Here is a 24,523-nt window from a genome sequence, read left to right as displayed (position 1 = left end):
GCGCGCTCGATAAACGACAACGAGCATCAGGGGAAGCGACATGAGCACGGCGACGGTGGTGATGGTACAGGGGCAGGCTTTTGTTCAGGGCACCGATGGTAGCCTTCGCGAACTCAGGCCGGGAGACGTGATCAGCGACGGGGAGCGCCTGGTGACGTCACAGGGTGGTGAAATCTCGATTTCGCCCGGTGGCGTCGGCGACCCCGTGACACTTTCCGGTAGCGGACAGGTGCGCCTGTTGCCTTCCACCACCGAGCCGGCCGGCCCTTCGCTGGTCGATCAGGGTATTGTGCAGACCACCGACGACTCGGCGCCCATCGTCGCGCCCGCGACCCCTTTGGGCAGCCCGGTGACGGCTGGCGCGGCTGTCGGCATTGACGCACCGGTTCCCGAGGGCACCCAGGCGTCCGGCTCCACGGACGATGAACTCGCGGCTCTCGCCCAGATCGCCGAGCAGGCCGACAACGTGCTGGGTGACGAAGAACTCAACGAGCTGTTGGCCGCCATCGACTCCGGCGAAGGCGACCTGTTCGATGATCTTGAGGATCCGGCGGCCGGCGGCACCGGCGGGGGAGGGGACGACGAGGGCAGTGGTTTTGTCCGTCTGTTGCGCATCGTGGAGACGGTGGATCCGCTGGCCTTCCAGTTTGGCCTTGAGGGGCGCGATGGTCCCATCGAGCGCGATTTCACCGGTGTCGACGCGGTGGATCCCGGCGATGACGACGAAGGTGTCACCCTGACCGGTCTCGACGGCCCCGATCCATCGGGCCCCGGCGGTCCTGACGGCCCCGGTGGTCCTGATGGCCCTGGTGGTCCTGACGGCCCTGGTGGTCCTGACGGCCCTGGTGGTCCTGGCGGCCCTGGCGAGCTGCCGATTGGCGCCGCCGGTGCCGAACAAGTGCTGTTCGAAGCAGACCTGGCCGGCGGTAGCCGTGGCGACGCCACCCAGCTGGTTCGCACCGGCTCCTTTGGGTTTGATTCACCTGATGGCCTGGCCACCCTGACGGTGGGGCCGGTTTCCCTGACGCTTGCCCAGCTTGATGCCCTGGGGACCTCGCCGGTCACCATCGTCACCGATCATGGTGTGGTGACGCTGACCGGCTTCACCGGTTCGGCCGCAGGGGGCACCGTCAGCTACACCTATGAACTGACCGACAACGTCGACAATGACAGCGTTGCCGGCGCCACCGATGGCGGCTATCTCGAGAGCCTGAATGTGCAGGCGGTGGACGTGGACGGCAGTAGCGCCAGCGGCTCGCTCGACATTTTGATCGTGGATGACGCGCCCCGCGCCGAGGACGATCCTACCGTCGAGACCACCGACGATACGGCGGTGAGTATCAATGTCATCACCAACGCATCAGGCGCCGATACTCTCGGTGCCGACGGCGCCGAGCTGACCGCTGCAGAACTGGTGGACAGCACCGCCGGCAGCCTGGAATTCGACGCCGACGGTACCATCACCTTTACCCCGGCGGCGGGCTTCGAGGGGACCGCCGAGATCCTCTATACCCTGACCGACAACGACGGTGATACCAGCCAGGCGACCTGGCGGGTGGAGGTGGAGGACGACGAGCCCGAGATCGAGATCAATCCCGAGTCGCCCAATGCCTCGGGCAACAACGAGGTGGACGAGGCCGGTCTCGACGACGGCGGCAGCCAGGCGGCCACCGATCTGGAGACCACCAGCGGTGCGATCAACATCGACACCGGCAGTGACACCCTGGCCTCGCTGAAGATCGTGGACAAGGATGGCACCCAGGTCGACGTGACCAATGGCGGTACTGTGCAAGGCGTCTACGGCACCCTGACGGTGACCGAGTCGAACGGCGACTACAGCTACAGCTACACCCTGGCTGACAACACCGAAGAGCACTCGACCCAGGGCTCCGCCACCGACGGAATCAAGGACGACTTCGCGCTGGTGATCGAGGACAGCGACGGCGACGTCAACAACAGCGCCACGCTGACCATCGACATCAAGGACGACGTGCCCGAGGCCGAGGATGACGAGACTATCGGCGCGTCCGACAATGCTCCGGTCATGTTGAACGTTATCAACGATGGGCCAGGCGCCGATACGCTCGGTGCCGATGGCGCCGAGCTGACCGCTGCAGAACTGGTGGACAGCACCGCCGGCAGCCTGGACTTCGACGCCGACGGTACCATCACCTTTACCCCGGCGGCGGGTTTCGAGGGGACCGCCGAGATCCTCTATACCCTGACCGACAACGACGGTGATACCAGCCAGGCGACCTGGCGGGTGGAGGTGGAGGACGACGAGCCCGAGATCGAGGTCAATCCCGAGTCGCCCAACGCCTCGGGCAACAACGAGGTGGACGAGGCCGGTCTCGACGATGGCGGGAGCAAGGCCGCCACTGACCTGGAGACCGTTCTGGGGTCGCTCACCATCGACACCGGCAGCGACAGCCTGGCCAAGGTGGAGATCGATGGTATCGATGTGACCGACGGTACCGAGGCCAATCCGGTCGAGGTGGACGGAGACCTCGGCACCCTGGAGGTGTGGAAGGATAACGCGGGGACCTATCAGTATCGCTATACCCTGACCGACAACAGCACGGACCACACCAGCCAGGGTACCGCCAGCGACGCTGTGCAGGACGCCTTCAGCGTGGTGGTGACCGACTCCGATGGTGATGCCAGTGATCCGGCCACCCTGACCATCGACATCAAGGATGACGTGCCCCTTGCCAAGGATGACGCCGCCGAGACAGACGAGAACCAGCCGATCACCGTCAACGTGCTCGACGGTACGGCGGGCGAGCCTGACGTGGCCGGGGCCGACGGTCCCTACACCTTCGTCACCGACAGCGTGAGCCTGGAAAGCGGCAGCGGCACCATCACCAACGTCGACGCCAACGGCAATATCACCTTCACGCCGGCCGACGGCTTCGAGGGTGACGCGGTGATCAACTACTCGATCCGCGACGCCGACGGTGATATCAGCAGCGCGACCCTGACGATCACCGTGGACGCCACGCCCGAGATCGAGGTCAATCCCGAGTCGCCCAATGCCTCGGGCAACAGCGAGGTGGACGAGGCGGGTCTCGACGACGGCGGGAGCAAGGCCCCCACCGACCTCGAGACCACTCTGGGGTCGCTCGCCATCGACACCGGCAGTGACAGCCTGGCCAAGGTGGAGATCGATGGTATCGATGTGACCGACGGTACCGAGGCCAATCCGGTCGAGGTGGACGGAGACCTCGGCACCCTGGAGGTGTGGAAGGATAGCGCGGGGACCTATCAGTACCGCTATACCCTGACCGACAACAGCACGGATCACACCAGCCAGGGTACCGCCAGCGACGCTGTGCAGGACGCCTTCAGCGTGGTGGTGACCGACTCCGACGGTGACGCCAGTGATCCGGCCACCCTGACCATCGACATCAAGGATGACGTGCCCGAGGCCAAGGATGACACCGCCGAGACCGATGAGAACCAGCCGATCACCGTCAATGTGCTCGACGGTACGGCCGGGGGCAAGGATATCCCTGGTGCCGATGGACCGATCACCATGGATATCGACAGCGTGAAGCTGGAGAGTGGCAGCGGCACCATCAGTGGCGTCGACACCAGCGGCAATATCACCTTCACGCCAGCCAATGGCTTCGAGGGTAACGCGGTGATCCGCTACAGCATCCGAGACGCCGACGGCGATACCAGCACCGCGACGCTGACCATCACCGTGGACTCTACACCGGAGGTCGAGATCAAGCCCACGCCTCCGCAAGGTGGTGCTGCAAATCAGGTGGACGAGGCGGGTCTGAACGACGGTGGCAGCCAGGCGTCGACCAACCTCGAGACCACCAGCGGTGAGATCAATATCGATACCGGCAACGACACTCTCGAGTCGCTGAAGATCAAGGACAAGGATGGCACCCCGGTCGACGTGACCGGTGGCGGTACCGTGCAGGGCAACTACGGTACGCTGACGGTGACCACCTCCGGTGGCAACTACACCTACAGCTACACCCTGGCTGACAATACCGAAGACCATTCGACCCAGGGCACCGCCACCGACGGAATCAAGGACGACTTCGCGCTGGTGATCGAGGACAGCGACGGCGACGTCAACGATGACGCTGTCCTGAGTATCGCGATCAAGGATGACGTGCCCCAGGCGTTTTCGAATGCGGAGCACGCTCTGGAGGATGGCAGCGGCACTCTGGATTTCGGGCCCAACGTCGGAGCCGATGGGGTCGGGGAGGTAGTCTTTGCCGCCGCCCTCGACGGTCAGCCGGCGACCGATAGCCAGGGCAACGCGCTGCGGGTGGACGGCAAGCCGCTGAACTACCGTTTGAGCGCCGACGGAACGACGCTGTACGCCGAGAGTGCCGACGGTGCCGAGGACGGCTTCAGCGTCACCCTCAACGCAGCAGGTGATGGCTACAGCGTCGAGGTGATCGGTGCGATCACCAATGGCGAGGCGTTCGACTCAAGCCCGGCAGATGCCCAGACGATCGGTGACTACCTGGCCTTGCACGCCGGTGATGACGTCGCGGTCAACGACCTCTTGCTGTCGGGAACGACCGACCAGGATAGCGACGGCCGTATCGCTCTCGGTACCGACGGGACCCTGCGCATCGATGCGCTCAAGGGCGTTACCGCTTCCGGGGCGACGCCCGAGTGGCAGGACCACGTTGGCCTGACGAGCTATTCGCAGAAGGTCCATGTGACCAACGGTGTCACCGCCGCTCTGTTGCTCTCTGCCGTCGTGTTCGATGCTGAAGGCGCAGGCAGCGGTGATCCAGGGGCGACCAGCGGTGCCGCCATGGATCTCAGCGTCGATGACGTCAAGGTGTTCGACGTTCGGGGCGTGGATGTCACGGTAAGGGTGTCGTTGGTCGATACCGGCGATGGCATTGAGGTCGACGGCTTGAAGGATGGCTGGGAGGTGCGCCTGAGCACCGGTGACGATCGCCCCTTCGAGGCGGTCTCCATCGAGGCGCAGCAGAGTGGCAGTGAGTCCCCTGGCGATCTGTCACTGGGTGACATCAACCATCGCAGCGGCGAGCAGCGCGAGGACTTCGAGGTGCCCCTCGGTCTGGTCGGTGTCGATGGCGACGGGGATAAGCTCGAGAGCACCCTGACCCTTAACGGAGAGGCGCCGGATATCCTGTACGTGGATGACAACGAAGGCAGCGAACAGGCCGGTGGTGATGGCGACGACGTGCTGATCGGCGACGCCGGCGGGGTGACCCAGGCGCAGCCGGAGAATTACAACCTGTCACTGATCATCGACAGCTCGGGCAGCATGGGCAATGCTTCCGGTTCCAGCGGCAAGACGCGCATGCAACTGGCCAAGGACGCCTTGAACAACCTGCTGGAGCATCTCCAGACTTACGGCGGCACGATCAATCTGCAGATCGTGGACTTTGACTCCCTGGTTCGTCCTGGAGTCAATGGCGCTGGCCTGTCGGTCAACTCGCTGATCATCGAGGACTTCGGCCCTGGCGATCTGGCCCTGGCCATGGCATATATCGAGGCCATGGTGGCTTCAGGGGGCACCAACTACGAGGCAGGGTTCAACGAATCCGAGACGTTCTTCGAGGGAATTGCGGGCACGACCTCTGGCTACAAGAACCTTGCGCTGTTTTTGACCGACGGTGAGCCGACTTACCATGTCAATAGCTCAGGTGGCTTCAGCGGCCCCGGAGGCAACAACAGCACCGCGGTGATGACGCAATCGATCGCCGCCTTCAATGACTTGGTCGCCAATGATGTCGAGGTTGCTGCCATCGGCATCGGCAACGGGATCAACGAGGAAACGCTTGAGTACTTCGACAATAGCCAGGTTGACGGCACTGGAAGCCTGACCATCAGCGGTACGACCTTCAATGATTCGGTCGGCCAGGTGCAGATCGTCAACGACGAGGACGGTCTCAACAGTGCCATCCAGGAAGCCGCAGGAGGGCTTCTGCCACTTGGCGATGACGTCCTGTCGGGCGGAGGCGGCGACGACATCCTGATCGGCGATGTGCTCAACAGTGACCATCTGGCCTGGACGAATACCGACACCGGTGAGGTCTTTACCGCGGGCGGGCATGACGGTCTGGGCTACGAAGGGCTCTACGAATACGTCAAGTGGGGAGTCAATGGTGGTACCGAACCCACCGATGGCGAAATGATCGGTTATATCCGGGACAATCTCGATGACCTGATTGACGAGTCGCGTGATGAAGGCGGGATCAACACCCTGGACGGCGGCGACGGCAACGATACCCTGATCGGCGGCGCCGGGGGGGATACCCTCCTTGGCAGAGAAGGTAATGACACCCTGGTTGGTGGCAAGGGCAACGATACGCTCGATGGCGGCGCGGGCAACGATACGCTCGATGGCGGCGCGGGCAACGATATCATCGATCTGGGCACCGGTGCCGATGTGGTCGCCTGGAATGATGGCGACGCTGGGACCAGTGCAACGCCTGCCAGTGATGAGATCAATGACTTTACCCTGGGAGACGTCGGCAGTGACGCCGAGTCCGATCGCCTGGAGATGTCGGATCTACTCGATGGAGCGACCGAGGCAAGCGTCAATGACTACCTCTACGCCGAGGAGGACGGTAGCGGAAATACCGTGTTGTACGTGAAGAGCGACGGTGGCATCGGCAATACAGGAGGCGATGCCGATCAGGTCATTACCCTCAATGGCGTCGACATGGGGGGACAGGACTCGGCGACCTTCCTGCAGCAGATGATCGACGACGGCCAGTTGCAGGTGGAGTAGCAGGTGGAGTAGCTGGGCAGCGGTCTCCCTCGGCGCACCCGGGGGAGGCCAACGCCGGTCCGGGGCGTCCGGTCTCGGCGAACAGAGCCCGGCTGGCGTCGGGCTCTGTGTCGTCGAGACGAGCGGCTCTTGTGGCACGCGGCGCTAGGCGCCTATCGTGGCACGGGACGCGTGCCGGAGTTGGATGTGGTCAGAAGTCGATGCCGCGGCGAGCCTTGAGGCCATCGGCGAAGCCGTGCTTGACCTCCTGCATCTCGGTCACGGTGTCGGCCATGGCAACCAGTTCGCGATGGGCGTTGCGCCCGGTGATGATGACCGTCTGCTCGGCAGGCCGGTTGGCGATGGCCGTTTTCACGGTGTCGATGTCCAGGTAGCCGAACTTGAGCATGTAGGTGATCTCGTCGAGCACCACCAGATAGACCTCGGGGTCGGCCAGCATGCGGCTGGCCTCCTGCCAGACCTCGCGGCAGGCCTGGGTGTCCGATTCGCGATTCTGGGTATCCCAGGTGAAACCGGTGGCCATGATCGCCACCTCGAGGTTGTCGTCGGCCTCGAGTCGGTCGCGTTCTCCGCACTCCCACAGTCCCTTGATGAACTGCACCACGCCCACCCGGTAACCGTAACCCAGGGCGCGGGTAACGGTGCCCCAGGCGGCGGTGGTCTTGCCCTTGCCGTTGCCGGTAAACACCAGCACCAGCCCGCGTTCCTCGTCGGCGGCGGCGACCTTGGCGTCGACGTGGGACTTGAGCTTCTCCATGGCCTTCTTGTGTCGGGTGTTTCTGTCCTGCTCGCTCATGCCGGCTCCCGCTGTCTGGTCAAAAGCGCAGGGTAGCCGAGGCGGACGCTGGCGTCAGCCCGATACGCTTGCCGACATCAGCCGGGGTCATTGGCAGGCAGGCTCTGGCGTCCCGCCTGGGGCGACGCCGTGTTGGCCGAGCGTGCCTGTCGGCGCGCCTCCATGCGCCTGGCGAAGACCTCCATCAGGCGATCGTAGAGCGCCGCACCCAGCACGCTGTCCTCGATGCCCGCATCGATGTTGGGATTGTCGTTGACCTCGATCACCAGCACACGGTCGCCGACCTGCTTGAGGTCGACACCGTAGAGGCCATTGCCGATCAGCCGGGTGGCCTTGAGCGCCGCACGCAGCACGGCGGCCGGCACCTCGTCGATGGGGTGGCTGCTGAAGCCGCCGCTGCGGGTGCGAGAACCGGAATGATCGTAGATCTGCCAATGGCCACGGGCCATGTAGTAGCGGCTGGCGAACAGCGGAGCACCGTCGAGCACGCCGATGCGCCAGTCGTATTCGGTAGGCAGCCATTCCTGCAGCAACAGCAGGTCCGAGCTCTTGAACAGGGTATCGGCTTCCCGCGCCAGCGATTCGCTGGATATCACCTTGACGATGCCACGGGAGAAGGCGCCATCGGGGACCTTCAGCACCCTCGGGTAGCTGAGACCCTGCGTCTGCTCGAGGAGACGTGCTCGATCCGAACGCTTGAGCAACAGTCCCTCGGGAGCGGCGACCCCCCGGGTGCGAAGCAGTTCATGCAGATAGACCTTGTTGGTGCAGCGCAGAATGTCCTGGGGCGCGTCGATGACCACCAGGCCTTCGTGTTCGGCACGTCGGGCCATGCGCCAGGTGGGGTGGTCGAGGGCGGTGGTCTGGCGCAGAAACAGAGCGTCGAACTCGGCCAGCCGGGCGCTGTCGCGATGGGTGATCAGCGAGACATTGATGCCCTGGCGCCGACCGGCGCGGATAAATTGCTTGAGAGCGCCCTTGTTGCTGGGCGGCAGGTGTTCTTCAGGGTCGATCAACATGGCCAGGTCGAAGCGATAGCGCCTCCGCGCCCTGGGGGTACGCCAGATCTTCAGCGAATGGCGATTGAGGGCGCGAGCGAAGGCGTCCTGCTCGTCTTCATGAAGCCGCCCAAGCGCAAGCGGACGCAGCCGCACCAGTCGATAGCCCTGGGCGGTGCGATTCAGGCGCGCCTCCATCAGCGGACAGGGCAGGCGCTCGAACAGGCGGCGGGCGACGCGTGCCAGCAGGGGCTCGACGCATTCGCCGAACAGCACCCTGAAATGGACGTCATCGCCGAGTCGCTCGACTGCAGCGGGCCGGCTCAGCTCATCGAGCAGTCCGGTAAGGCCCTCGAGCTGCATGTCGGTGGTCGACTTGCGGCGCAGGGAGTTGAGGGTATCGACACTGGGGATCACTCTGGCGCCTCGCGCCTGGGCGAGCAGCGAGACATAGTAGCCTCGGCCCAGGTAGCCGAGGTCGGAACACAGGTTGATGACCTGTGCGCTGGTGGCGCCCGAGGTGGCCTTGGCATCGGCGATGTCCGCGGCGTCGACATAGTGGTCGGCGTCGATCACATCGTCACTGGGGTGGTAGGGCTGCCAGTCGCGCTGGCGGTCGACAACGATACGCAGGGCGCACATCGCAAGAATTCCTCGGCAAGGGGCGAGATAGGGGCGACACAAGGGGCGAAACTGGGACGAGACAATGGCGGAGCAAGGGTGAAGCAAGGCCGAAACAAGGTGATAGCCCGAAGCCGGAGGACACCGCACGAGTCGGGGTAGAGGTCAGGGCCGACGGTGGCAGGATGCGCCTGGGTTGGCGGCAAAGCAATACGGCAAGAAAGTGAAAAATATTCATTCTGTCGGCGGCTGACAGCGGCGTGTGGGCCAGACAGAATCAACAGATAACACACGTCGCCCGAGTCGGGCGTCGGGCTGCCGAGACGGGACCTCTCACTATGCCACTTGCCTTGCGTTCGGCCACCCCAAGCGATCTCGATGCCCTGGAGGGACTGGAGAGTCGCGGTTTTTCGGGGGACCGCTTCACTCGTCGCCAATTGCGCCACCTGCTCCAGCGCGCCCATGGGCTGACCCTGATCGCCGAGGACGCCACCGGCCCCGTTGTGCCGCTCGGCTACGGTACCTTGCTGTTTCGTCGCAACAGCCGCGCAGCGCGCCTCTATTCGCTGTGTGTGGCCCCCGAGGCGCGTGGCCAAGGAGTGGGCAAGGCCTTGCTCGAGGCGCTCGAGCGTGATGGGCGCAAGCGTGGCTGCGAGCGCATGACGCTGGAGGTGCGGGCCGACAATCGTGTTGCTCTCGGCCTCTATCGACGGGCGGGCTTTCGCCTGGCTTGCTGGCTCGACGACTACTATGAGGATGGCTGTGCCGCCTGGCGCATGGTCAAGTCGCTGGGCCTGTCTCGAGAGCAGTCTGCCGTCGTGCCTCAGGGTTCACCGTCCGTGGCAGCTCCAGCGACATCTTCGGCGCCGTCTTCTACACCACCTTCCGAGCCGTCCTCCGTGACATCCGGGGAGGACGCGGTAGTGACACCCTGCGGGTCGCCGTCGATGGTAGACTAGCGTTTTTGTCAGCGGAGCAGAGCGAGCATGCCCTCTTTCGATATTGTGTCCGAATTCGATCGCCACGAAGCCCAGAACGCCGTGGACCAGGCTAACCGTGAGGTTCAGGGGCGCTTTGACTTTCGCGGTGTCGACGCCGGTTTCGAGCTGTCCGATGAATCCGTGGCGTTGCACGCCGAGGTCGACTTCCAGCTCAAGCAGATGCTCGACATCCTGCGCAACAAGCTGATCGCCAGAAGCATCGACCCGCGCATCATGGACGTTCAGGACGCTGAGCTGTCCGGCGTCAAGGCGCGTCAGACGGTCGCCCTCAAGCAGGGGCTGGAGCAGAAGGAAACCAAGGACATCGTCAAGCGCATCAAGGACTCGAAGCTCAAGGTCCAGGCCCAGATCCAGGGCGACAAGGTACGCGTGACCGGCAAGAAGCGCGATGACCTGCAAAGTGTGATGGCACTGCTGCGCGGTGATGAGGGCCCTGATCTGGCGCTGCAGTTCGACAATTTCCGCGACTGACGGATCGGCGGCTGACATGTCTCTGTTGCCTGCATCGTGAGGCGAGTGGCCCTGCGGATTCGGCAGGCTACTGGCCTTATAGCGGCGTCCGATTGGCCTCGTCGCACCTGCTGCGTTTCAATAAGTGAATTCTTGACCAATTGGCGTGGCGAGTGCGCCGCCGGAGTTCGCCCTTGATTTCCACCACCCGTCGCCTGGCCTGGCAGTTGCTGGCCTGGACCAGCTTTGCCCTCGGTGTCATCGGGGCCTTCGTGCCGCTGCTGCCCAGCACCTGCTTTCTGCTGGTGGCGGTGTGGGCGGCGTCGAAGGGGTCGCCGCGGTTCGCTCGCTGGATTCGCAGTCATCCTCGGTTCGGCCCTGCGGTGGTGGCCTGGGAAGAATCCGGTGCGATTCCCCGTCATGCCAAGTGGATGGCGCTGGCGATGCTGTCACTGTCGGTGGTGGTGCTGTTGATCACGGTATCACTGTGGTGGTTGAAGCTTGGGTTGACCGTCATGCTGATAGGGATCGCCATCTGGATCGTGACCCGGCCCGAGCCCGCTTCTTCGTCCTGACGTCTGCCGCCCTGATCCGTTTCGCCTGATGGTTCCGACGTGCTCCGGGTCGCGCCGGTTCTTTGAGCCCGGCACGTCCGTACCCGTACAATATTGACGACTTTTCTGATTGGAGCATCCCCGATGTCCGACCCCCAGCCGATCCATCTGAGCGACTATCGTCCGCCGGCCTACCTTGTCTCACGCACCGAGTTGACCTTCGACCTGGCGCCTGGCACCACCCGCGTCAAGGCACGCCTGCATCTGGAGCGTCATCCCGAGCGCGAGGCGGGTGCACCGGTTTGGCTGGATGGCGAGCAGCTTTCGCTCAAGGCCATCGCCATCGATGGCCAGCCGCTGGAGGAAGGCGAGTACGAACTGACCCGCAAGGGACTGTCGATTACCGGTGCGCCGGAGGCGTTTGTTCTGGACACCGAGGTCGAGATCTCGCCCGAGGACAATACCGCGCTATCCGGCCTCTACCGTTCCGGTGGCATGTTCTGCACCCAGTGCGAAGCCGAAGGGTTCCGCCGCATCACCTTCTACCCGGACCGCCCGGACGTGATGGCGACCTTCTCGACCACCGTGATCGGCGACCTGACCCGTGAGCCGGTGTTGCTGTCCAACGGCAATCCGGTGGAGCGGGGAGAGCTGCCGGATGGCCGCCACTTCGTGACCTGGGACGATCCTCATCCCAAGCCCGCCTACCTGTTTGCGCTGGTGGCCGGTGACCTGAAGAAGGTCGAGGACCGCTTTACCACCATGAGCGGCCGCGACGTCACCCTGCAGATCTGGGTCGAGGAAGAAAACCTCGACAAGACCGACCACGCCATGGGCTCACTCAAGCGTGCCATGCGCTGGGACGAAGAGGCCTACGGTCGCGAGTACGATCTGGACCTGTTCATGATCGTGGCGGTCAATGATTTCAACATGGGCGCCATGGAGAACAAGGGGCTCAATATCTTCAACTCGGCGGCGGTGCTGACCCACCCCAACACCGCCACCGACGCTGCCTTCCAGCGGGTCGAGGGAATCGTCGCCCACGAGTACTTCCACAACTGGTCGGGCAACCGCGTTACCTGCCGTGACTGGTTCCAACTGTCGTTGAAGGAAGGCTTCACCGTCTTTCGCGATCAGAGCTTCTCGGCCGAGGTCAATTCCGCGCCGGTCAAGCGCATCGAAGAAGTGTCGTTCTTCCGCACCGCCCAGTTCGCCGAGGACGCAGGCCCCACGGCGCACCCGATTCGCCCCGACTCCTACATCGAGATCGGCAACTTCTACACCCTGACCATCTACGAGAAGGGTGCCGAGGTGGTGCGGATGCTGTCCAACCTGGTGGGGCCGGAGACCTTCCGCAAGGGCTCGGATCTGTACTTCTCGCGCTTCGACGGGCAGGCGGTCACCATCGAGGACTTCGTCGACTGCATGGCCGAGGTGTCCGGGCAGGATCTCGAGCAGTTCATGCGCTGGTACTCCCAGGCGGGTACGCCGGAGATCGACGCCTTCGGCGAGTACGACTACGCCAACTCCCGCTACCGCCTGATCCTGCGTCAGCGCACGCCGGCCACCCCCGGTCAGCCGGAGAAACAGGCGCTGCATATCCCCATTCGCCTGGGCCTGGTCGGCACCAAGAGCGGCCGCGACCTGTCGATGACCCTGGACGGCGAGAGCCTGGGTAGAGACGCCGTGATTCATCTGCGTGAAGACGAGCAGGAGTTCATCTTCACCGATATCGAAGAGGCTCCGGTGCCCTCGCTGCTGCGCGGGTTCTCGGCGCCGGTCAAGCTGTCCTTCCCCTATTCGCGGGAGGATCTGGCCTTCCTGATGGCCCACGACAGCGATGGCTTCAACCGCTGGGACGCCGGCCAGCGGCTGACCCTGCTGGCACTCGATGATCTGATCGCGGCCCACCGCAATGGCGTCGAGAAGGTCATGGATACGCGCCTGGTCGAGGCCTTCCGCGCACTGATCGAGGAAGGCAATGACGACAAGGCGGTGCTGGCCGAGATGCTGCAACTGCCGAGCGAGGCCTACATCGCCGAACAGCAGCCGCTGGTCGACGTGGATGCCATCCACGCCGCGCGCACCTTCATCCAGCAGTCGCTGGCGCAAGAGCTGCGTGACGAACTGCTGGCACTGTATCGCGACAACCAGAGCGACGCCGCCTACGCGCCCACGCCCGAGCAGATCGGCCAGCGTGCCCTGAAGAATGTCGCGCTGTCCTACCTGATGAGCATCGAGGACGAGGTGGCGATCGAGCTGGCCCAGGCCCAGTTCGAGGCCGACCACAACATGACCGACGTGCGCCATGCGTTGACCCTGCTGGTCCACAGTAGCCGCTCGGATATCGCCGATCCGGCACTCAAGGCCTTCGGGCGCAAGTGGTCCCACGATCCGCTGGTGATGGACCAGTGGTTCAGCCTGCAGGTGACCCGTCCCCAGGCGGACGCCCTGGACCGGGTCCGCTATCTGATGGAGCACCCGGCCTTCTCGCTGAAGAACCCCAACAAGGTGCGCGCGTTGATCGGTGCCTTTGCCGGGCAGAACCGGGTCAACTTCCACCGCCTGGATGGCGAAGGCTATCGCCTGCTGGCCGACGTGGTGATCGAGTTGAACCGGCTGAACCCCGAGATCGCCGCACGCATCATCACGCCGCTGACCCGCTGGCAGCGCTTCGACGAGGCTCGCCAGGCGCTGATGCGCGCCGAGCTGGAGCGCATCCGTGGCGAGGAACTCTCGCCCAACGTCTATGAGATCGTGGAAAAGGCGCTGGCCTGATGTAGCGACGACGATCGCTGCTGGAGCCACCGTCACAAATGCCAACGCCGCCCCTCGGGGCGGCGTTGTGCTGTGTGCTACCGGCTCGGCTGGCCTTGGAGACAGTCCCGCGTCAGGGCAGCAGCATGCCCAGGGTCAAGAGGCCCAGCAGAGCCCAGAGCAGGGCGGCGATGGGGGAGCCTGTGAGGATCGCGCGCAGCCCCCGCCAAAGGAAGAAAAGGCCCAGCACCAGCAGCGCCAGGGTGAAGAAGGTCGGTGCGATGCCCAGCGAGCGAGACAGGCCGTCGATAAAGCCGGCGGCGGCGTCATCGATGCTGTTGAAGAAGGTGCCCAGGGTATCGACCACAAAGCGAATCAGGGTGCCAAGGGCCTCGCCCAGCCAGGTAAAGACGTCTTCCACCGCCATGCATCCTTGTCGTGGAGCTTGCAAAGGGCCTCGGCGCGCGCCTTGAGCACGAGCCTTGGCCATGGGAGCCCCGAGTATCCGCATCCGACCTGTCCACGGCAAGCCCCGTGGCCGAGCGCGTCTGGGTGTTGCACAGGTCTGCGCGCGCCACTTGCTAGGGCTTGTCTGAAAAGTGCCTGCGCTCGGTAATACGGCGTTAAAAATCGGCTGGTGCGCCAGCCCGGTCAAAATGCTCATTTACACCCCGTAAACTGCGCTTTCTCACCGATTTTTGCCTTGTCTAACCTTCGCTCGTCGACTTTTCGGACAGCGCCTAGCCGAGTTGTTCGGTACGCGAGATGATTCCCGCTTCCTCCGCCGCGCTGTCGGCCAGGGCGCGGCCGGCCTCGTCGTAGACGTGATAGACCGCGTGGGCGCCCAGTTCGCGGATGGTGTCGATCTCCTCCAGGTACTCGACCACGGCGGTGATCTTGCCCGGGAAGTGGCGGCTTCGCAGCTGCTTCAGGGCGAACAGGTTACCGGCATGGTGGGGCATCGCCAGCACCACCAGTTCGACCTGAGAGGACATCAGCATCTTGTCCCAGAAGTCCGAGTCAACGGCGTCGCCCTCGACGATATTGAAGCCCTTGTCGGCCAGCATCTTCACGCTCTTGGGATTGGAGTCGACCCCCAGCACCTTGAGTCCATACTCCTTGGTCAGGCGACGGTAGACGCTGCGACCGATACGGCCCATGCCCAGCACCACCGCTTCGGCGTCGCCGACCTCGATGGGGCGGTCGCTGGGGGACAGCGACGCCTCGTCGACCGGTGGCAGGCGTGGCTCCAGCCAGCGGTAGAACTGCTCGCTGACGCCATTGAGGATCGCCGATACCACGAAGCTCAGCGCGACCGCGAGCGACACCACCACCAGCCACTGCGGCGCCAGCCAACCGCTGGATACCGCGATGGCGCCGACGATCAGACCGAACTCGGAATAGTTGCTCAGGCTGAGGGTGGCCAGCACCGAGGTGCGGTGGCGCATGCCGAAACGCATCAGAATAAACTGGTAGAGCAGGCTCTTCAGCGGCAACAGCGCCACCAGCAGCAGGGCGATGCCGAACAGCGACCAGCTGGGCAGGGCGGTAAGGCCGATGCTCAGAAAGAAGCCGACCAGCAGCAGTTCCTTGATATTGAACATCGAGCGCGACAGCGTCTGGGCGGCGGGGTGGGGCGCCAGCAGCATGCCGATGATCAGCGCACCGAGATCCCCCTTGACGCCGACCGCCTCGAACAGGCCGTAGCCCAGCACCAGGGCCATCACCACGCCACACAGCATCTGCATCTCGCCGTGGCCCATGCGGTCGAGCAGCCGTCGCAGCAGCGGCGCCAGCGGCAGCAGCGCGAACAGTCCCAGGGCCCAGGGGCTCGGCAGCTTGCCGGTGGAGGCGGTGAGAAAGATCACCGCAAACAGGTCCTGCATGATCAGGATACCGATGGCCAGGCGTCCGTAGGCCGCATGGGTCTCGCTTCGCTTTTCGAGGACCTTGACCACGAAGACGGTACTGGAGAAGGACAGGGCGAACGCCAGCACCAGCAGCGTCGTCAGGTCGAGTCCAGCGAGTAGACCGTTGGGTGACGTCAGCCAGCCGAGGGTGACGATCGCCTTCAGGACAGCCAGAATACCTACGAACAGCACGACGCTTGCCAGCATATGCAGGCTGGCGCCTCCCCAGACGTCCGGGCGCAGCAGGGTCTTGACGTTGAGCTTGAGACCGATGGTAAACAGCATCAGGGTGACGCCAAGGTGGGCGATCAGCGTCAGGACCGGCGTTTCGTCGTAGCCGAGCGCATTGAGGATGAAGCCACCGGCGAGAAAACCCACCAAGGGTGGTAGTCTGAGGGCCATGGCGGCCAGGCCTGAAACAAAGGCGGTCAGCACAAAAATTGGTTCAATCATGCAGGAACTCGGTCGCAAAGGGGGGCGTGTCTTGATCAATTGTAAGGGAAATACGGGTCAAGTCAGCGCTATGGCTGCGATTGTGCCCGTCCCGCAACAGCATAGGTGCGGCGTCGGCAGCAGGATGTGGCTGGAGGCCGGCAGGTGTCGGATCGCCGCTGCGGGCCTCCATGCCGGGGGAAGGATGTGATGAAATAGGCGCCGCACAGGGAGGATGTGCGACTTTCATGAACCTCATGTGAAAAAGGAAGCGTCAGGATGACCCAGCCGCCGGGCACCAATCGGCTGATCCTCAACGGACAATCGGCGCAATTGCCGGAAGTGCGAAGCGCTGTCTTCGCCTGTCGGCGAGGCGGCCTCGATGTGGACGTGCGTGTCACCTGGGAAAAGGGCGACGGCGAACGCCAGGCCACCCAGGCTGGACGCGATCGGGTCAAGCGGGTCATCGCCGGCGGTGGTGACGGTACCGTGCATGAGGTGGTCAACGGGCTGATGCAGTTGCCGCGCGAAGAGCGTCCGGAGCTTGCCATCATGCCATTGGGCAGCGCCAATGACCTGGCCAAGTCCCTGGGCCTGCCGCTCGGCCAGGCAGCGTCGCTGGACGCCGCCTGTCGTCTGCCCAGCCGCTGGGTGGATGTTCCAAGGATGAACGATCGCTATTTCATCAACATGGCCACCGGAGGTTTCGGTGCCGAGATCACCACATCGACGCCGAAGCCGCTCAAGCGCTTGATGGGCGGGGGAGCCTACTCGGTGTTCGGTGCCTTCAAGGCCTGGCGTTACCAGCTCTACCAGGGCCACCTGGCCTGGGATGGCGGGGAGAGTCGAGCGGGCATTTTCCTGCTGGGTATCGGCAATGGCATCCAGGCCGGTGGCGGTCAACAGTTGACGCCGGCGGCGCGACTGGACGACGGCCTGTTCGACGTGCTGCTGGTGCGTGACTTCCGCTCGCTGCGCCAGCTTCGGGCGATGATGCAGGAACTGCGCGCCAGGCCCTACCATGGGCAGTACGTCGACGCCTTTCGCAGCGCCTGGTTGCGCTTTGAAGCAGATGGCGAGGCGCGCCTGCCGCTGACGCTGGACGGCGAAGCCTGCTATCAGCGCGCGTTCGAGGCCCGGGTCATGCCGTTGGCGCTGCGTCTGACCATGCCCGACAGCTGTCGAATGGCCTCACCCCGGGGAGAATGATCAGGGCGGGACCCGCCATTGACGTCGCCCGATAGGCGAGATTGCGGCGTGCTGAAGCGCCGACGCAAGTTGCGTGGCCGGGGTGGCTTTGGTGCAATAGCGCGCGATCAATCATGGAGATTGGGCGCATGGACAAAGGCTTTATGGAGAGAAGACGATGGCAATGACCCCTCGAATGGCGGCGGCCCTGGTGGCACTGAGCGTACCGCTTTGGCTGGTTGGGTGTGATGGAGAGGAGCCCCCGGCGTCTCAGAGTGAGCCTTCCGCAGCTCAGGAAGAGCCTTCAGCTGCTCAGGAAGAGCCGTCAGCAACTGACGAGGAGCCGTCCGCTACTGAGGAAGAGCCCTCAGCTACTGAGGAAGAGCCTTCAGCGACTCAACAAGAGCCTTCAGCGACTCAACGAGAGCCGTCAGCTACTCAACAACAGCCATCCGCTTCCGAGAGCGGGATGTCCGCAGCCCAGTCCGAGTCATCGAGTGAAGCGGCGTCGACCGGGGCCGACGGGGCGGAGACCAACAGTGACGCCGATGGGGCCGATGTAGACCTCGGCAGCAGTGCCACCGACACCCTGGAGCAGGGCCAGGCGCTGCCGGGGGAAAGCACCGAGTCAGATGTCGATGCCATCCTGGAGGAGACCGAGCGTCGCTTCGAGGAAGCGCAACGCAAGATCGACGAGACCTATAAGCAGGCCGAGGCAACGAACGCTAGCCAAGTCACACCGGACAGTGAAGGGCAGCAGAGCGACACAGGCGGAGAAGAAGCCTCGGCGCCCTCGGTGCCTGACCCTGTCGAGGAACCGGTGCAACTCGAGGGATCGAGCGAGGAGGTCGACGCCATCCTTCAGGAAACCGAACGCCGGTTCGAGGAAGCCAAGCGCAAGATCGACGAGACCTTCGAGCAGGCCGAGCGCCAGGTCCCCGAGGAGGTGCCCGCCGACGCGGAGGCGTCCTTCGATGCCGACGTCAACGCCGAAGGCGACGTCGAGACCCGTACCGACAACTCGCCCTGAGCTGGTATTGGCAGGGCATCAGGTCCGGGTGGCTTAATCATGGCTTGGTCATGGCTTGGTCATGGGCCCAAGGCTTGCAGGCAAGCTCTTACGGCACCTGATCGGCCCCCCGGCAGGCTCTGCCGACCAACAAGAAAGGCCCACCATCAAGAAAGGCCCACCATATGGTGGGCCTTCTTGTCGCATGATCGAGGATCGTCACAACTTGCGGCAATCCTGCTCAAGCGCTGTTGCTTCACGGGGTGGCTAGATCACGCAGAACGCGATCTCCCCGTGACAAGGTCAGACAGGCACTAGGCTCAGTCGGCGACCTTGATGTTGGAGGCCTGAAGGCCTTTCTTGCCCTGAGTCACCTCGAAGGAGACCTTCTGGCCGTCCTGCAGGGACTTGAAGCCTTCAGCCTGAATCTCGGAGAAGTGGGCGAACAGGTCGTCTCCGCCGTCGTCCGGAGAGATGAAGCCGTAGCCCTTGGTATCGTTGAACCACTTGACAGTGCCAGTTGCCATTGTCGATTTCCTTAACTCGCTAAATGATGGTGCAGGCTCAACCACCCGGGGAGCTTTTCTCCCGTCGTGTGGTCTGAACCCTGTTGCGTGGGCATGACAAGAAAGAAGGGCGCATTGCGTGTTTCGACAATAGAGCGATCGAACTACCACTGCTGACGTTTCTACTTGCTGTCCTACGCTGCGGTCGAGTTCGCGATTCCGATCACCCGGGAAACGACACCACTGGTGTCGACCACCCCTGGCAGGCGAGAATGGCTTACCTCGACTCGCCAAGTTACTGTAGATCGAAAGGCCAGCAGCGTCCAGCCGGACGCCCGTTGCTGCCTCTTAACGGAAAAGATGACACAAGGAATTCACATGACTGCCCCCGTGATCCATAGCGACGATACCCACTCCAAGGTGGTGGGCTACCTGTTGTGGCTGTTCGGTTTCCTCGGCGCCCACCGGTTCTATTACGGCAAGCCGGTGACCGGCACCATCTGGTTTCTGACCCTCGGACTGTTCTTCATCGGCTGGATCATCGACCTGTTCTTGATCCCGAGCATGGATCGCGAGGCCGACCTGCGGTTCCGCGGTGGTCCCACCAACTACACCCTGGCCTGGGTGCTGCTGACCTTCCTCGGGGTATTCGGCCTGCACCGTTTCTACATGGGCAAATGGGTGACCGGTATCATCTATCTGCTCACCGGTGGTCTGTTCTTGATCGGCATCCTGTACGACTTCTGGACGCTCAACGACCAGATTTCGCTGAAACACTCCGATAGCCTCGAGTCCGTGCGCTGATGGAAGGCTGGATCGATGCCCAGCTGCTGGGCTTCGTGGTGGCGATCACGCTGTTGAGCGTCACTCCCGGGGTCGACACCTTGCTGGTGATTCGCAACACCGCTCGGGGCGGTCTGCGCGACGGTGTGCTGACCAGCCTGGCGATCTGTTCGGGGCTGTTTGTCCACGCCACCATCTCCGCCCTGGGGGTATCGCTGATCCTGCTGCAGTCGGCCTGGGCGTTTTCGGCGCTGAAGATGATCGGGGCCGGCTACCTGGCCTGGCTGGGACTCGCCAGCCTGCGTCAGGCCTGGGCCGGCAAGGGGCTCGCGGTGTCGGCGGCGAGTGGCGCCCGCCGCCAGCGCGTGTCGCCGTGGCGGCCGCTGCGCGAGGGGTTGCTGTCCAACGTGCTCAATCCCAAGACGGTGGTGTTCTACATGGCCTTTCTGCCCCAGTTCATCGCCCCCACGGATCCGGCCTTGCTGAAGTCCCTGTGGCTCGCCGGTATCCACTTCGTGATTGCCAACCTGTGGCAGATCCTGGTCGCGGTATTGGTGGGCAGCGCCAGCCACTGGCTCGCTCGGCCGGCGTTCTCGCGCGTGCTCAACGGCTTGACCGGCGGTGTGCTGGTGGCGTTCGGGGTCAAGCTGGCGTTGACGCGGGCGCCGTCCTGAGCCGACGCGACCGGCGCGTAGGCCAATAGCCCGAGACACAGGCCAGCGAAGCTACCGCAAAAACCGGACCTCGACAGCAAGAACCCCCGACCACAGGCCGGGGGTTCTTGCTTTGCGAGGCGATCTCACCTCATCGACGTGCCGGGGCTCCGCCACATCATCGACGTACCATGGCACCGTCGTAGCGCGAGCTCTTCTCGGCCGCTGTCAGCACCTGCACGCCCTGGGTCGAGCCCTGGGCCAGGCTCTCGAACACTACCCGGTACTCGAGCACCGCGCGCACGTAGCGGCGGGTTTCCTTGAAGGGGATCTCCTCGATGAACAGGTCGAATTCGCCCGGCGCGCGGGCAAGCCAGGTGTCGACCCGGTGGGGGCCGGCGTTGTAGGCCGCCGCCGCGGCGATACGGTTGCCGCCGTAGCGCGCGATCATGTCACGGATATAGGTGCTGCCCAGACGAATGTTGGTGGCCGGGTCGAGCACGCCGTAGGGTCCAGGATCACCGATGCCCACCTGGCGTCCCACCAGGGCGGCGGTACCCGGCATCAACTGCATCAGGCCCCTGGCCCCGGCGGGTGATAGCGCCTCGGGGTTGTAGGCGCTCTCGCGACGGGCGATCCCCATCAGCAGGTAGGGGTCGACGTTGTTGGCCTGGCCCCAGCGGCGGAAGTCCTCCCGGTAGGCTTCAGGAAAGCGCCAGGGCAGGGCGTCGAGCATCTTGCCGACGATGGTCGTCTGCACCAGGCGTACGTGCCAACCGCGTCCTGCGGCGTAGTCCGCCAGGCGCCGGGCGTCGGTGGGGCCTGCGCTGCGTACCGCATGATTCCACTCGAGGTTGGCAAGCCCTTCCTGTCCGACGCGCAGCAGCGCCTCGGTGCGACGCACCGTCGGCCAGCCGGCGACCTGGGCGCGCTCGGCCTCGCTGAAACGCGTGTCTTCCATGTTGAGATCGTAGGGCTGGCCGAGGCGGTCGGCGGCGACGAAGCCGAAGAAGTCGCGTTGACCCGCTGCCCGGGCGTAGGCGGCCTGCGCCTCCGCCTGCTGCCCGCGCAGGGCCAGCGCGCGGCCCAGCCAGTATTGCCAGCGCGCCTTGGCCTGGGTCTCGGCGGGCATGATGCCAACGGTCCGCTCGACGGCGGCCCAGTCGCGATCGCGGATGGCCAGGCGTGCACGCAGTTCGAACACCTCCGGATCCTGCTGGCCGGCCAGGGCGCCGTCGATCCAGCCGAGCAGGCTGCGCTGGTCGCGGCGCAGGGCGTAATAGATGATCTCGCGCTCCAGCGCCTGGCGAGACTGGGCCGGCAGGCTCACACTGCCGGAGACCTGCTGCCAGGCGGACAGAGCCGCCGCCGGGGATGACTCTGCAGTGGCGATGATGGCGGCCCGCACAAAGGAGGCGGTGCCGGCGCAGTCGGGGCCGACGCAGCGCGCTACGCTTGCCAGTCGCGACGGGTTGGCGGCCACGCTTTGCTGCGCTGCTGCAGCGGAGCTCCAGGCGGGTCCCAATTGACGGCCAAGATAGCTGACCAGTCCGTCTTCGCCGTTTTCCCAGGCCAGCATCATGCGCTCGAAGATTTCCGTGCCACCGATCTCGCCGCGGGCGCGCAGGGTGGAGAATAGCGAGTCGCAGGCATCCGGCTGGGAGCGACCCACCAGCCATAGTTCGCGGCCGCCCTGAGCGGCGACGGCGGGGCTCTGACCCAGTTGCGCGGTGTAGTAGTAGCACTGCTCGGCGGTGGTCTCGGGAACGCCGCCGGCGACGGCCAGCAGATCGCCGTAGCGCCCGGCCTTGCCGTAGCGCAGGATGGCCTGCTCACGCATCCAGTCACCCAGCGGTGCATCGGCATTGGCCGAGATGTAGCTGAGAACTTCCTGAGGGCTGGCGTTGGGCAGGCGATCGCGCAGACGATAGTACGCCACATAGCCGGCCAGTGCGTGGCCGCGAATGGCGGCGTCGTTGATGTTGTGGAAGTTGCCGCTACGGGCGGCTTCCAGGGCGCTGCGCATGGCGCCGTCACTGCCCTGGGCGGTAGCCGTCAATGGCATGCACAGTGCCGTGGCTGCCACCAGCGGCACGAGGCGACGAAACAAGGCGAATGGCATGGAGACCCTCCTGGTCTGTGAAGAAGAAGACATTGCTGCCTTTTTGTGCCGTAGACGGCGAATCGATGTCGGATCGAAGCCACATGGTGACCGAACCGGCGGGCCTTGAACAGTTGCCCGGCCAGGTTACGAGACTTGACCCCGGTCAGCTTCGCCCCCATGTTGCGATAAGACGACGTCGACGCCATGAAGATAGCCGTTGACACCCGATAAATACCATCGGCAATCGTTGGTGCTGAATTGAGTCGAGGAGACTATCCATGGCCCTGTTTGATCGAATCCCCGTTATTGGTCGCTTTACCCAACGCACCCGAGCGTTCAAGCATATAATGCGGGCGCTCAAGCTGTTTATCCCGATGCTGCAGGACGTGCTCAGCGGTCGCTACCGCCCGGTGCCCTGGGCGGCTTTCGGCTGGATGGCGGTGGCCTTTGCCTATCTGGTGTCACCGCTGGACCTGATTCCCGATGTGCTGCTGCTGTTCGGTCTTCTCGATGATGTGGTCATCGTCGGCTGGTTGCTGACCAAGGTGGACAATAGTCTGGCCGACTATCGCGCCTGGCGTGGTATTGGCGAGGACGATGCTCCGCGGGAGGAGCGGGATATCCACGACATCTAAGGTGCCTTGTTCTTGATTTTCTGGCTCGAAGTGTGCGGATTCGAGCTTTTTGCGTTTGCTTCAGGGTACGTCGTCTGTTTCTGACGCTTGGCGAGCATTTGGCGGGTAAAAGGTAAAAATGCGGACCAAGGACCTATTGTGGCGTCGGCGGGCTGGGTCTAGATTGTCAGTCAAACGTTTGAATTCGAGCCCGCTCATGTCCTCCTCGCACCGCACCCTGCAGCCACCCTCCGTGTCGCTCTGGCGGCAGGCGCTTCAGCGCTTTGTCGATGTCATTCCACATACCCAGGCGCTCGGCATGCGCGTCGTTGCGGTGGATGCCAGCGGCGTCACCCTATATCTGCCCGGGGGCGCCGAGTTGTGCGGTGATCGCTCGAGAAGCCTGGTGCACAGCGGGGTGCTCAGCGTACTGCTGGACACCGCCTGCGGTGCCTCGGTCCTGCCGGCACTGCCAAGTCCTGAGGTCTGTCCCACCCTGGATCTGCATATCAGTCATCGTCGCCCTGCCTGTCAGGGGGCGTCATTGTGGGTACGTGCCGAAGTGGAGGCCATCACCGACTCGGTGGTGTTCACCGAGGCCCGGGCCTGGCAGCACGAAGGACAGGTGGTGGCCTGCGCCCGCGGGCACTTTGCCCGGCTGGGGCCGCGCAACACGCCAGCAGGTTTTGCCGAGGCCATGTTCGCCGGTCTTGTGGAAGACGAGGGCGATCCCCTTATCGAAGAGAAGGCCCCAGTTGGCGATGCCGACAGTGGTGCGATAGCGGCGGCTCCACACGAGAGTGTCAGCGGCTTGCTGGAACGTGGGCGTGCCAGCGGTGAGATCAACGCCTGGCTTGGCGAGGTGCCCTACGCCGACTTCATCGGGGTGAGGGAGGACCGCGATGAGCACGGCAGGCGCTTTGTACTGGAGACGCGTCCCCACAACGTTGGCAATCCGATGCTGCCGGCGCTGCACGGTGGTGTGGTGTCGGCCTTTCTGGAGACTGCTGCAGCGCTGGATACCCTGGCGCAGACCCGTGAGCCGCGCCTGCCGAGGCTGGTCAACGTCACCGTGGACTACCTCAGTTCGGCCGGGGTGAAGCCAACCTTCGCGCGTTGTCGTCTGGTGCGCGAAGGGCGGCGCATGGCCAATGTCGAGGCATGGGCGTGGCAGGACGACGAAGACGCGCCGGTTGCCCGGGCTCGCTTGACCTACGTGCTGGGGGCGCCGGCGTAGGTGAGTGCCGGCCTGGGCAGCCGTTAGCCGGGTGACCACGGCCAGGGACGTCGGCCCAGGTCCGGGAAGGTCGACCTGCTGGCGCCAGCCTTGACCTGAAGGTGCCTTCCTTGACTTGGTGGTGCCAGCCTTGAAAAGCGCAGCGCGGACCCCATATCGATT

General features: G+C 64.1%; 17 protein-coding genes. 11 read left to right on the top strand and 6 right to left on the bottom strand.

What is annotated here, in order from left to right:
• Window positions 1-40: 40 nt before the first annotated feature.
• On the top strand, window positions 41-6,748 hold the full coding sequence (locus C9F12_RS20625; protein ID WP_108450057.1) for a retention module-containing protein: 6,708 nt from the start codon (window positions 41-43) through the stop codon (window positions 6,746-6,748).
• Window positions 6,749-6,938: 190 nt separating this feature from the next.
• On the opposite strand, the gene cobO is transcribed toward C9F12_RS20625, so the two are convergent.
• Together cobO and C9F12_RS20615 are read right to left on the bottom strand one after the other, a co-directional pair.
• Window positions 6,939-7,544 carry a cob(I)yrinic acid a,c-diamide adenosyltransferase gene (cobO, locus tag C9F12_RS20620; protein WP_108450056.1) on the bottom strand — a complete coding sequence of 202 codons (606 nt, stop codon included), beginning with the start codon at window positions 7,542-7,544 and terminating at the stop codon, window positions 6,939-6,941.
• A 77-nt stretch (window positions 7,545-7,621) separates the two neighbouring features.
• On the bottom strand, window positions 7,622-9,184 hold the full coding sequence (locus C9F12_RS20615; RefSeq protein WP_108450055.1) for a RimK family protein: 1,563 nt from the start codon (window positions 9,182-9,184) through the stop codon (window positions 7,622-7,624).
• A 317-nt stretch (window positions 9,185-9,501) separates the two neighbouring features.
• Between C9F12_RS20615 and C9F12_RS20610 the strand changes: the two genes are divergently transcribed.
• The 4 genes from C9F12_RS20610 to pepN all read left to right on the top strand — a co-directional run bounded on the left by C9F12_RS20610 (window position 9,502) and on the right by pepN (window position 13,946).
• On the top strand, window positions 9,502-10,122 hold the full coding sequence (locus C9F12_RS20610; RefSeq protein WP_108450054.1) for an N-acetyltransferase: 621 nt from the start codon (window positions 9,502-9,504) through the stop codon (window positions 10,120-10,122).
• Between the two features lie 27 nt (window positions 10,123-10,149).
• Window positions 10,150-10,635, top strand: coding sequence for a YajQ family cyclic di-GMP-binding protein (locus C9F12_RS20605; protein WP_108450053.1), 486 nt, complete (start codon window positions 10,150-10,152; stop codon window positions 10,633-10,635).
• A gap of 173 nt (window positions 10,636-10,808) precedes the next feature.
• Complete coding sequence (locus tag C9F12_RS20600; protein ID WP_231498735.1) at window positions 10,809-11,189, top strand: YbaN family protein; 381 nt, start codon at window positions 10,809-10,811, stop codon at window positions 11,187-11,189.
• A 123-nt stretch (window positions 11,190-11,312) separates the two neighbouring features.
• Window positions 11,313-13,946: an aminopeptidase N gene (gene pepN, locus C9F12_RS20595; RefSeq protein WP_108450052.1), complete on the top strand. Its 2,634-nt coding sequence runs from the start codon at window positions 11,313-11,315 to the stop codon at window positions 13,944-13,946.
• A 112-nt stretch (window positions 13,947-14,058) separates the two neighbouring features.
• Here pepN and C9F12_RS20590 read toward each other — a convergent pair whose 3' ends face one another.
• Window positions 14,059-14,352: a hypothetical protein gene (locus tag C9F12_RS20590; RefSeq protein ID WP_045992573.1), complete on the bottom strand. Its 294-nt coding sequence runs from the start codon at window positions 14,350-14,352 to the stop codon at window positions 14,059-14,061.
• Between the two features lie 313 nt (window positions 14,353-14,665).
• Entirely contained in the window at window positions 14,666-16,288 is a 1,623-nt protein-coding gene (locus C9F12_RS20585) for a cation:proton antiporter family protein (protein WP_205254743.1), read from the bottom strand.
• A gap of 258 nt (window positions 16,289-16,546) precedes the next feature.
• On the opposite strand from C9F12_RS20585, the gene yegS reads away from it, so the two are divergent.
• A complete protein-coding gene (gene yegS, locus C9F12_RS20580) occupies window positions 16,547-17,476 on the top strand; it encodes a lipid kinase YegS (protein ID WP_045993797.1) in 930 nt (309 codons plus the stop codon).
• Between the two features lie 448 nt (window positions 17,477-17,924).
• Window positions 17,925-18,485 carry a hypothetical protein gene (locus tag C9F12_RS20575; protein ID WP_108450051.1) on the top strand — a complete coding sequence of 187 codons (561 nt, stop codon included), beginning with the start codon at window positions 17,925-17,927 and terminating at the stop codon, window positions 18,483-18,485.
• 299 nt (window positions 18,486-18,784) lie between these two features.
• On the opposite strand, the gene C9F12_RS20570 is transcribed toward C9F12_RS20575, so the two are convergent.
• Window positions 18,785-18,991: a cold-shock protein gene (locus C9F12_RS20570; protein ID WP_045993796.1), complete on the bottom strand. Its 207-nt coding sequence runs from the start codon at window positions 18,989-18,991 to the stop codon at window positions 18,785-18,787.
• A gap of 357 nt (window positions 18,992-19,348) precedes the next feature.
• Between C9F12_RS20570 and C9F12_RS20565 the strand changes: the two genes are divergently transcribed.
• Entirely contained in the window at window positions 19,349-19,774 is a 426-nt protein-coding gene (locus C9F12_RS20565) for a TM2 domain-containing protein (RefSeq protein WP_045993795.1), read from the top strand.
• Window positions 19,774-20,427 carry a LysE family translocator gene (locus C9F12_RS20560; protein WP_108450050.1) on the top strand — a complete coding sequence of 218 codons (654 nt, stop codon included), beginning with the start codon at window positions 19,774-19,776 and terminating at the stop codon, window positions 20,425-20,427. Before C9F12_RS20565 ends, C9F12_RS20560 begins: the two co-directional genes overlap by 1 nt.
• Window positions 20,428-20,584: 157 nt before the next feature.
• Here the strand turns inward: C9F12_RS20560 and C9F12_RS20555 are convergent, their stop codons facing one another.
• Window positions 20,585-22,528, bottom strand: a complete 1,944-nt coding sequence (locus tag C9F12_RS20555) for a transglycosylase SLT domain-containing protein (RefSeq protein WP_108450049.1) — start codon at window positions 22,526-22,528, stop codon at window positions 20,585-20,587.
• A 260-nt stretch (window positions 22,529-22,788) separates the two neighbouring features.
• On the opposite strand from C9F12_RS20555, the gene C9F12_RS20550 reads away from it, so the two are divergent.
• Window positions 22,789-23,145: a YkvA family protein gene (locus tag C9F12_RS20550; protein WP_045993792.1), complete on the top strand. Its 357-nt coding sequence runs from the start codon at window positions 22,789-22,791 to the stop codon at window positions 23,143-23,145.
• Window positions 23,146-23,341: 196 nt separating this feature from the next.
• Complete coding sequence (locus tag C9F12_RS22985; RefSeq protein ID WP_240184312.1) at window positions 23,342-24,361, top strand: PaaI family thioesterase; 1,020 nt, start codon at window positions 23,342-23,344, stop codon at window positions 24,359-24,361.
• The last annotated feature ends 162 nt before the right edge of the window (window positions 24,362-24,523 follow it).

The sequence above is a fragment of the Halomonas sp. BN3-1 genome, from assembly GCF_003056325.1.
GTDB classification, from domain to species: Bacteria; Pseudomonadota; Gammaproteobacteria; order Pseudomonadales; family Halomonadaceae; genus Halomonas; species Halomonas litopenaei.
The sequence above is the reverse complement of the archived record's forward strand: the minus strand, read 5'-3'. Positions and strand labels throughout refer to the sequence as shown.

Coding starts and splice junctions, on each gene's coding strand:
- C9F12_RS20625 (WP_108450057.1), top strand. CDS start 41: ATGAGCACGGCGACGGTGGTGATGGTACAGGGGCAGGCTTTTGTTCAG.
- cobO (WP_108450056.1), bottom strand. CDS start 7,544: ATGAGCGAGCAGGACAGAAACACCCGACACAAGAAGGCCATGGAGAAG.
- C9F12_RS20615 (WP_108450055.1), bottom strand. CDS start 9,184: ATGTGCGCCCTGCGTATCGTTGTCGACCGCCAGCGCGACTGGCAGCCC.
- C9F12_RS20610 (WP_108450054.1), top strand. CDS start 9,502: ATGCCACTTGCCTTGCGTTCGGCCACCCCAAGCGATCTCGATGCCCTG.
- C9F12_RS20605 (WP_108450053.1), top strand. CDS start 10,150: ATGCCCTCTTTCGATATTGTGTCCGAATTCGATCGCCACGAAGCCCAG.
- pepN (WP_108450052.1), top strand. CDS start 11,313: ATGTCCGACCCCCAGCCGATCCATCTGAGCGACTATCGTCCGCCGGCC.
- C9F12_RS20590 (WP_045992573.1), bottom strand. CDS start 14,352: ATGGCGGTGGAAGACGTCTTTACCTGGCTGGGCGAGGCCCTTGGCACC.
- C9F12_RS20585 (WP_205254743.1), bottom strand. CDS start 16,288: ATGATTGAACCAATTTTTGTGCTGACCGCCTTTGTTTCAGGCCTGGCC.
- yegS (WP_045993797.1), top strand. CDS start 16,547: ATGACCCAGCCGCCGGGCACCAATCGGCTGATCCTCAACGGACAATCG.
- C9F12_RS20575 (WP_108450051.1), top strand. CDS start 17,925: ATGTCCGCAGCCCAGTCCGAGTCATCGAGTGAAGCGGCGTCGACCGGG.
- C9F12_RS20570 (WP_045993796.1), bottom strand. CDS start 18,991: ATGGCAACTGGCACTGTCAAGTGGTTCAACGATACCAAGGGCTACGGC.
- C9F12_RS20565 (WP_045993795.1), top strand. CDS start 19,349: ATGACTGCCCCCGTGATCCATAGCGACGATACCCACTCCAAGGTGGTG.
- C9F12_RS20560 (WP_108450050.1), top strand. CDS start 19,774: ATGGAAGGCTGGATCGATGCCCAGCTGCTGGGCTTCGTGGTGGCGATC.
- C9F12_RS20555 (WP_108450049.1), bottom strand. CDS start 22,528: ATGCCATTCGCCTTGTTTCGTCGCCTCGTGCCGCTGGTGGCAGCCACG.
- C9F12_RS20550 (WP_045993792.1), top strand. CDS start 22,789: ATGGCCCTGTTTGATCGAATCCCCGTTATTGGTCGCTTTACCCAACGC.
- C9F12_RS22985 (WP_240184312.1), top strand. CDS start 23,342: ATGTCCTCCTCGCACCGCACCCTGCAGCCACCCTCCGTGTCGCTCTGG.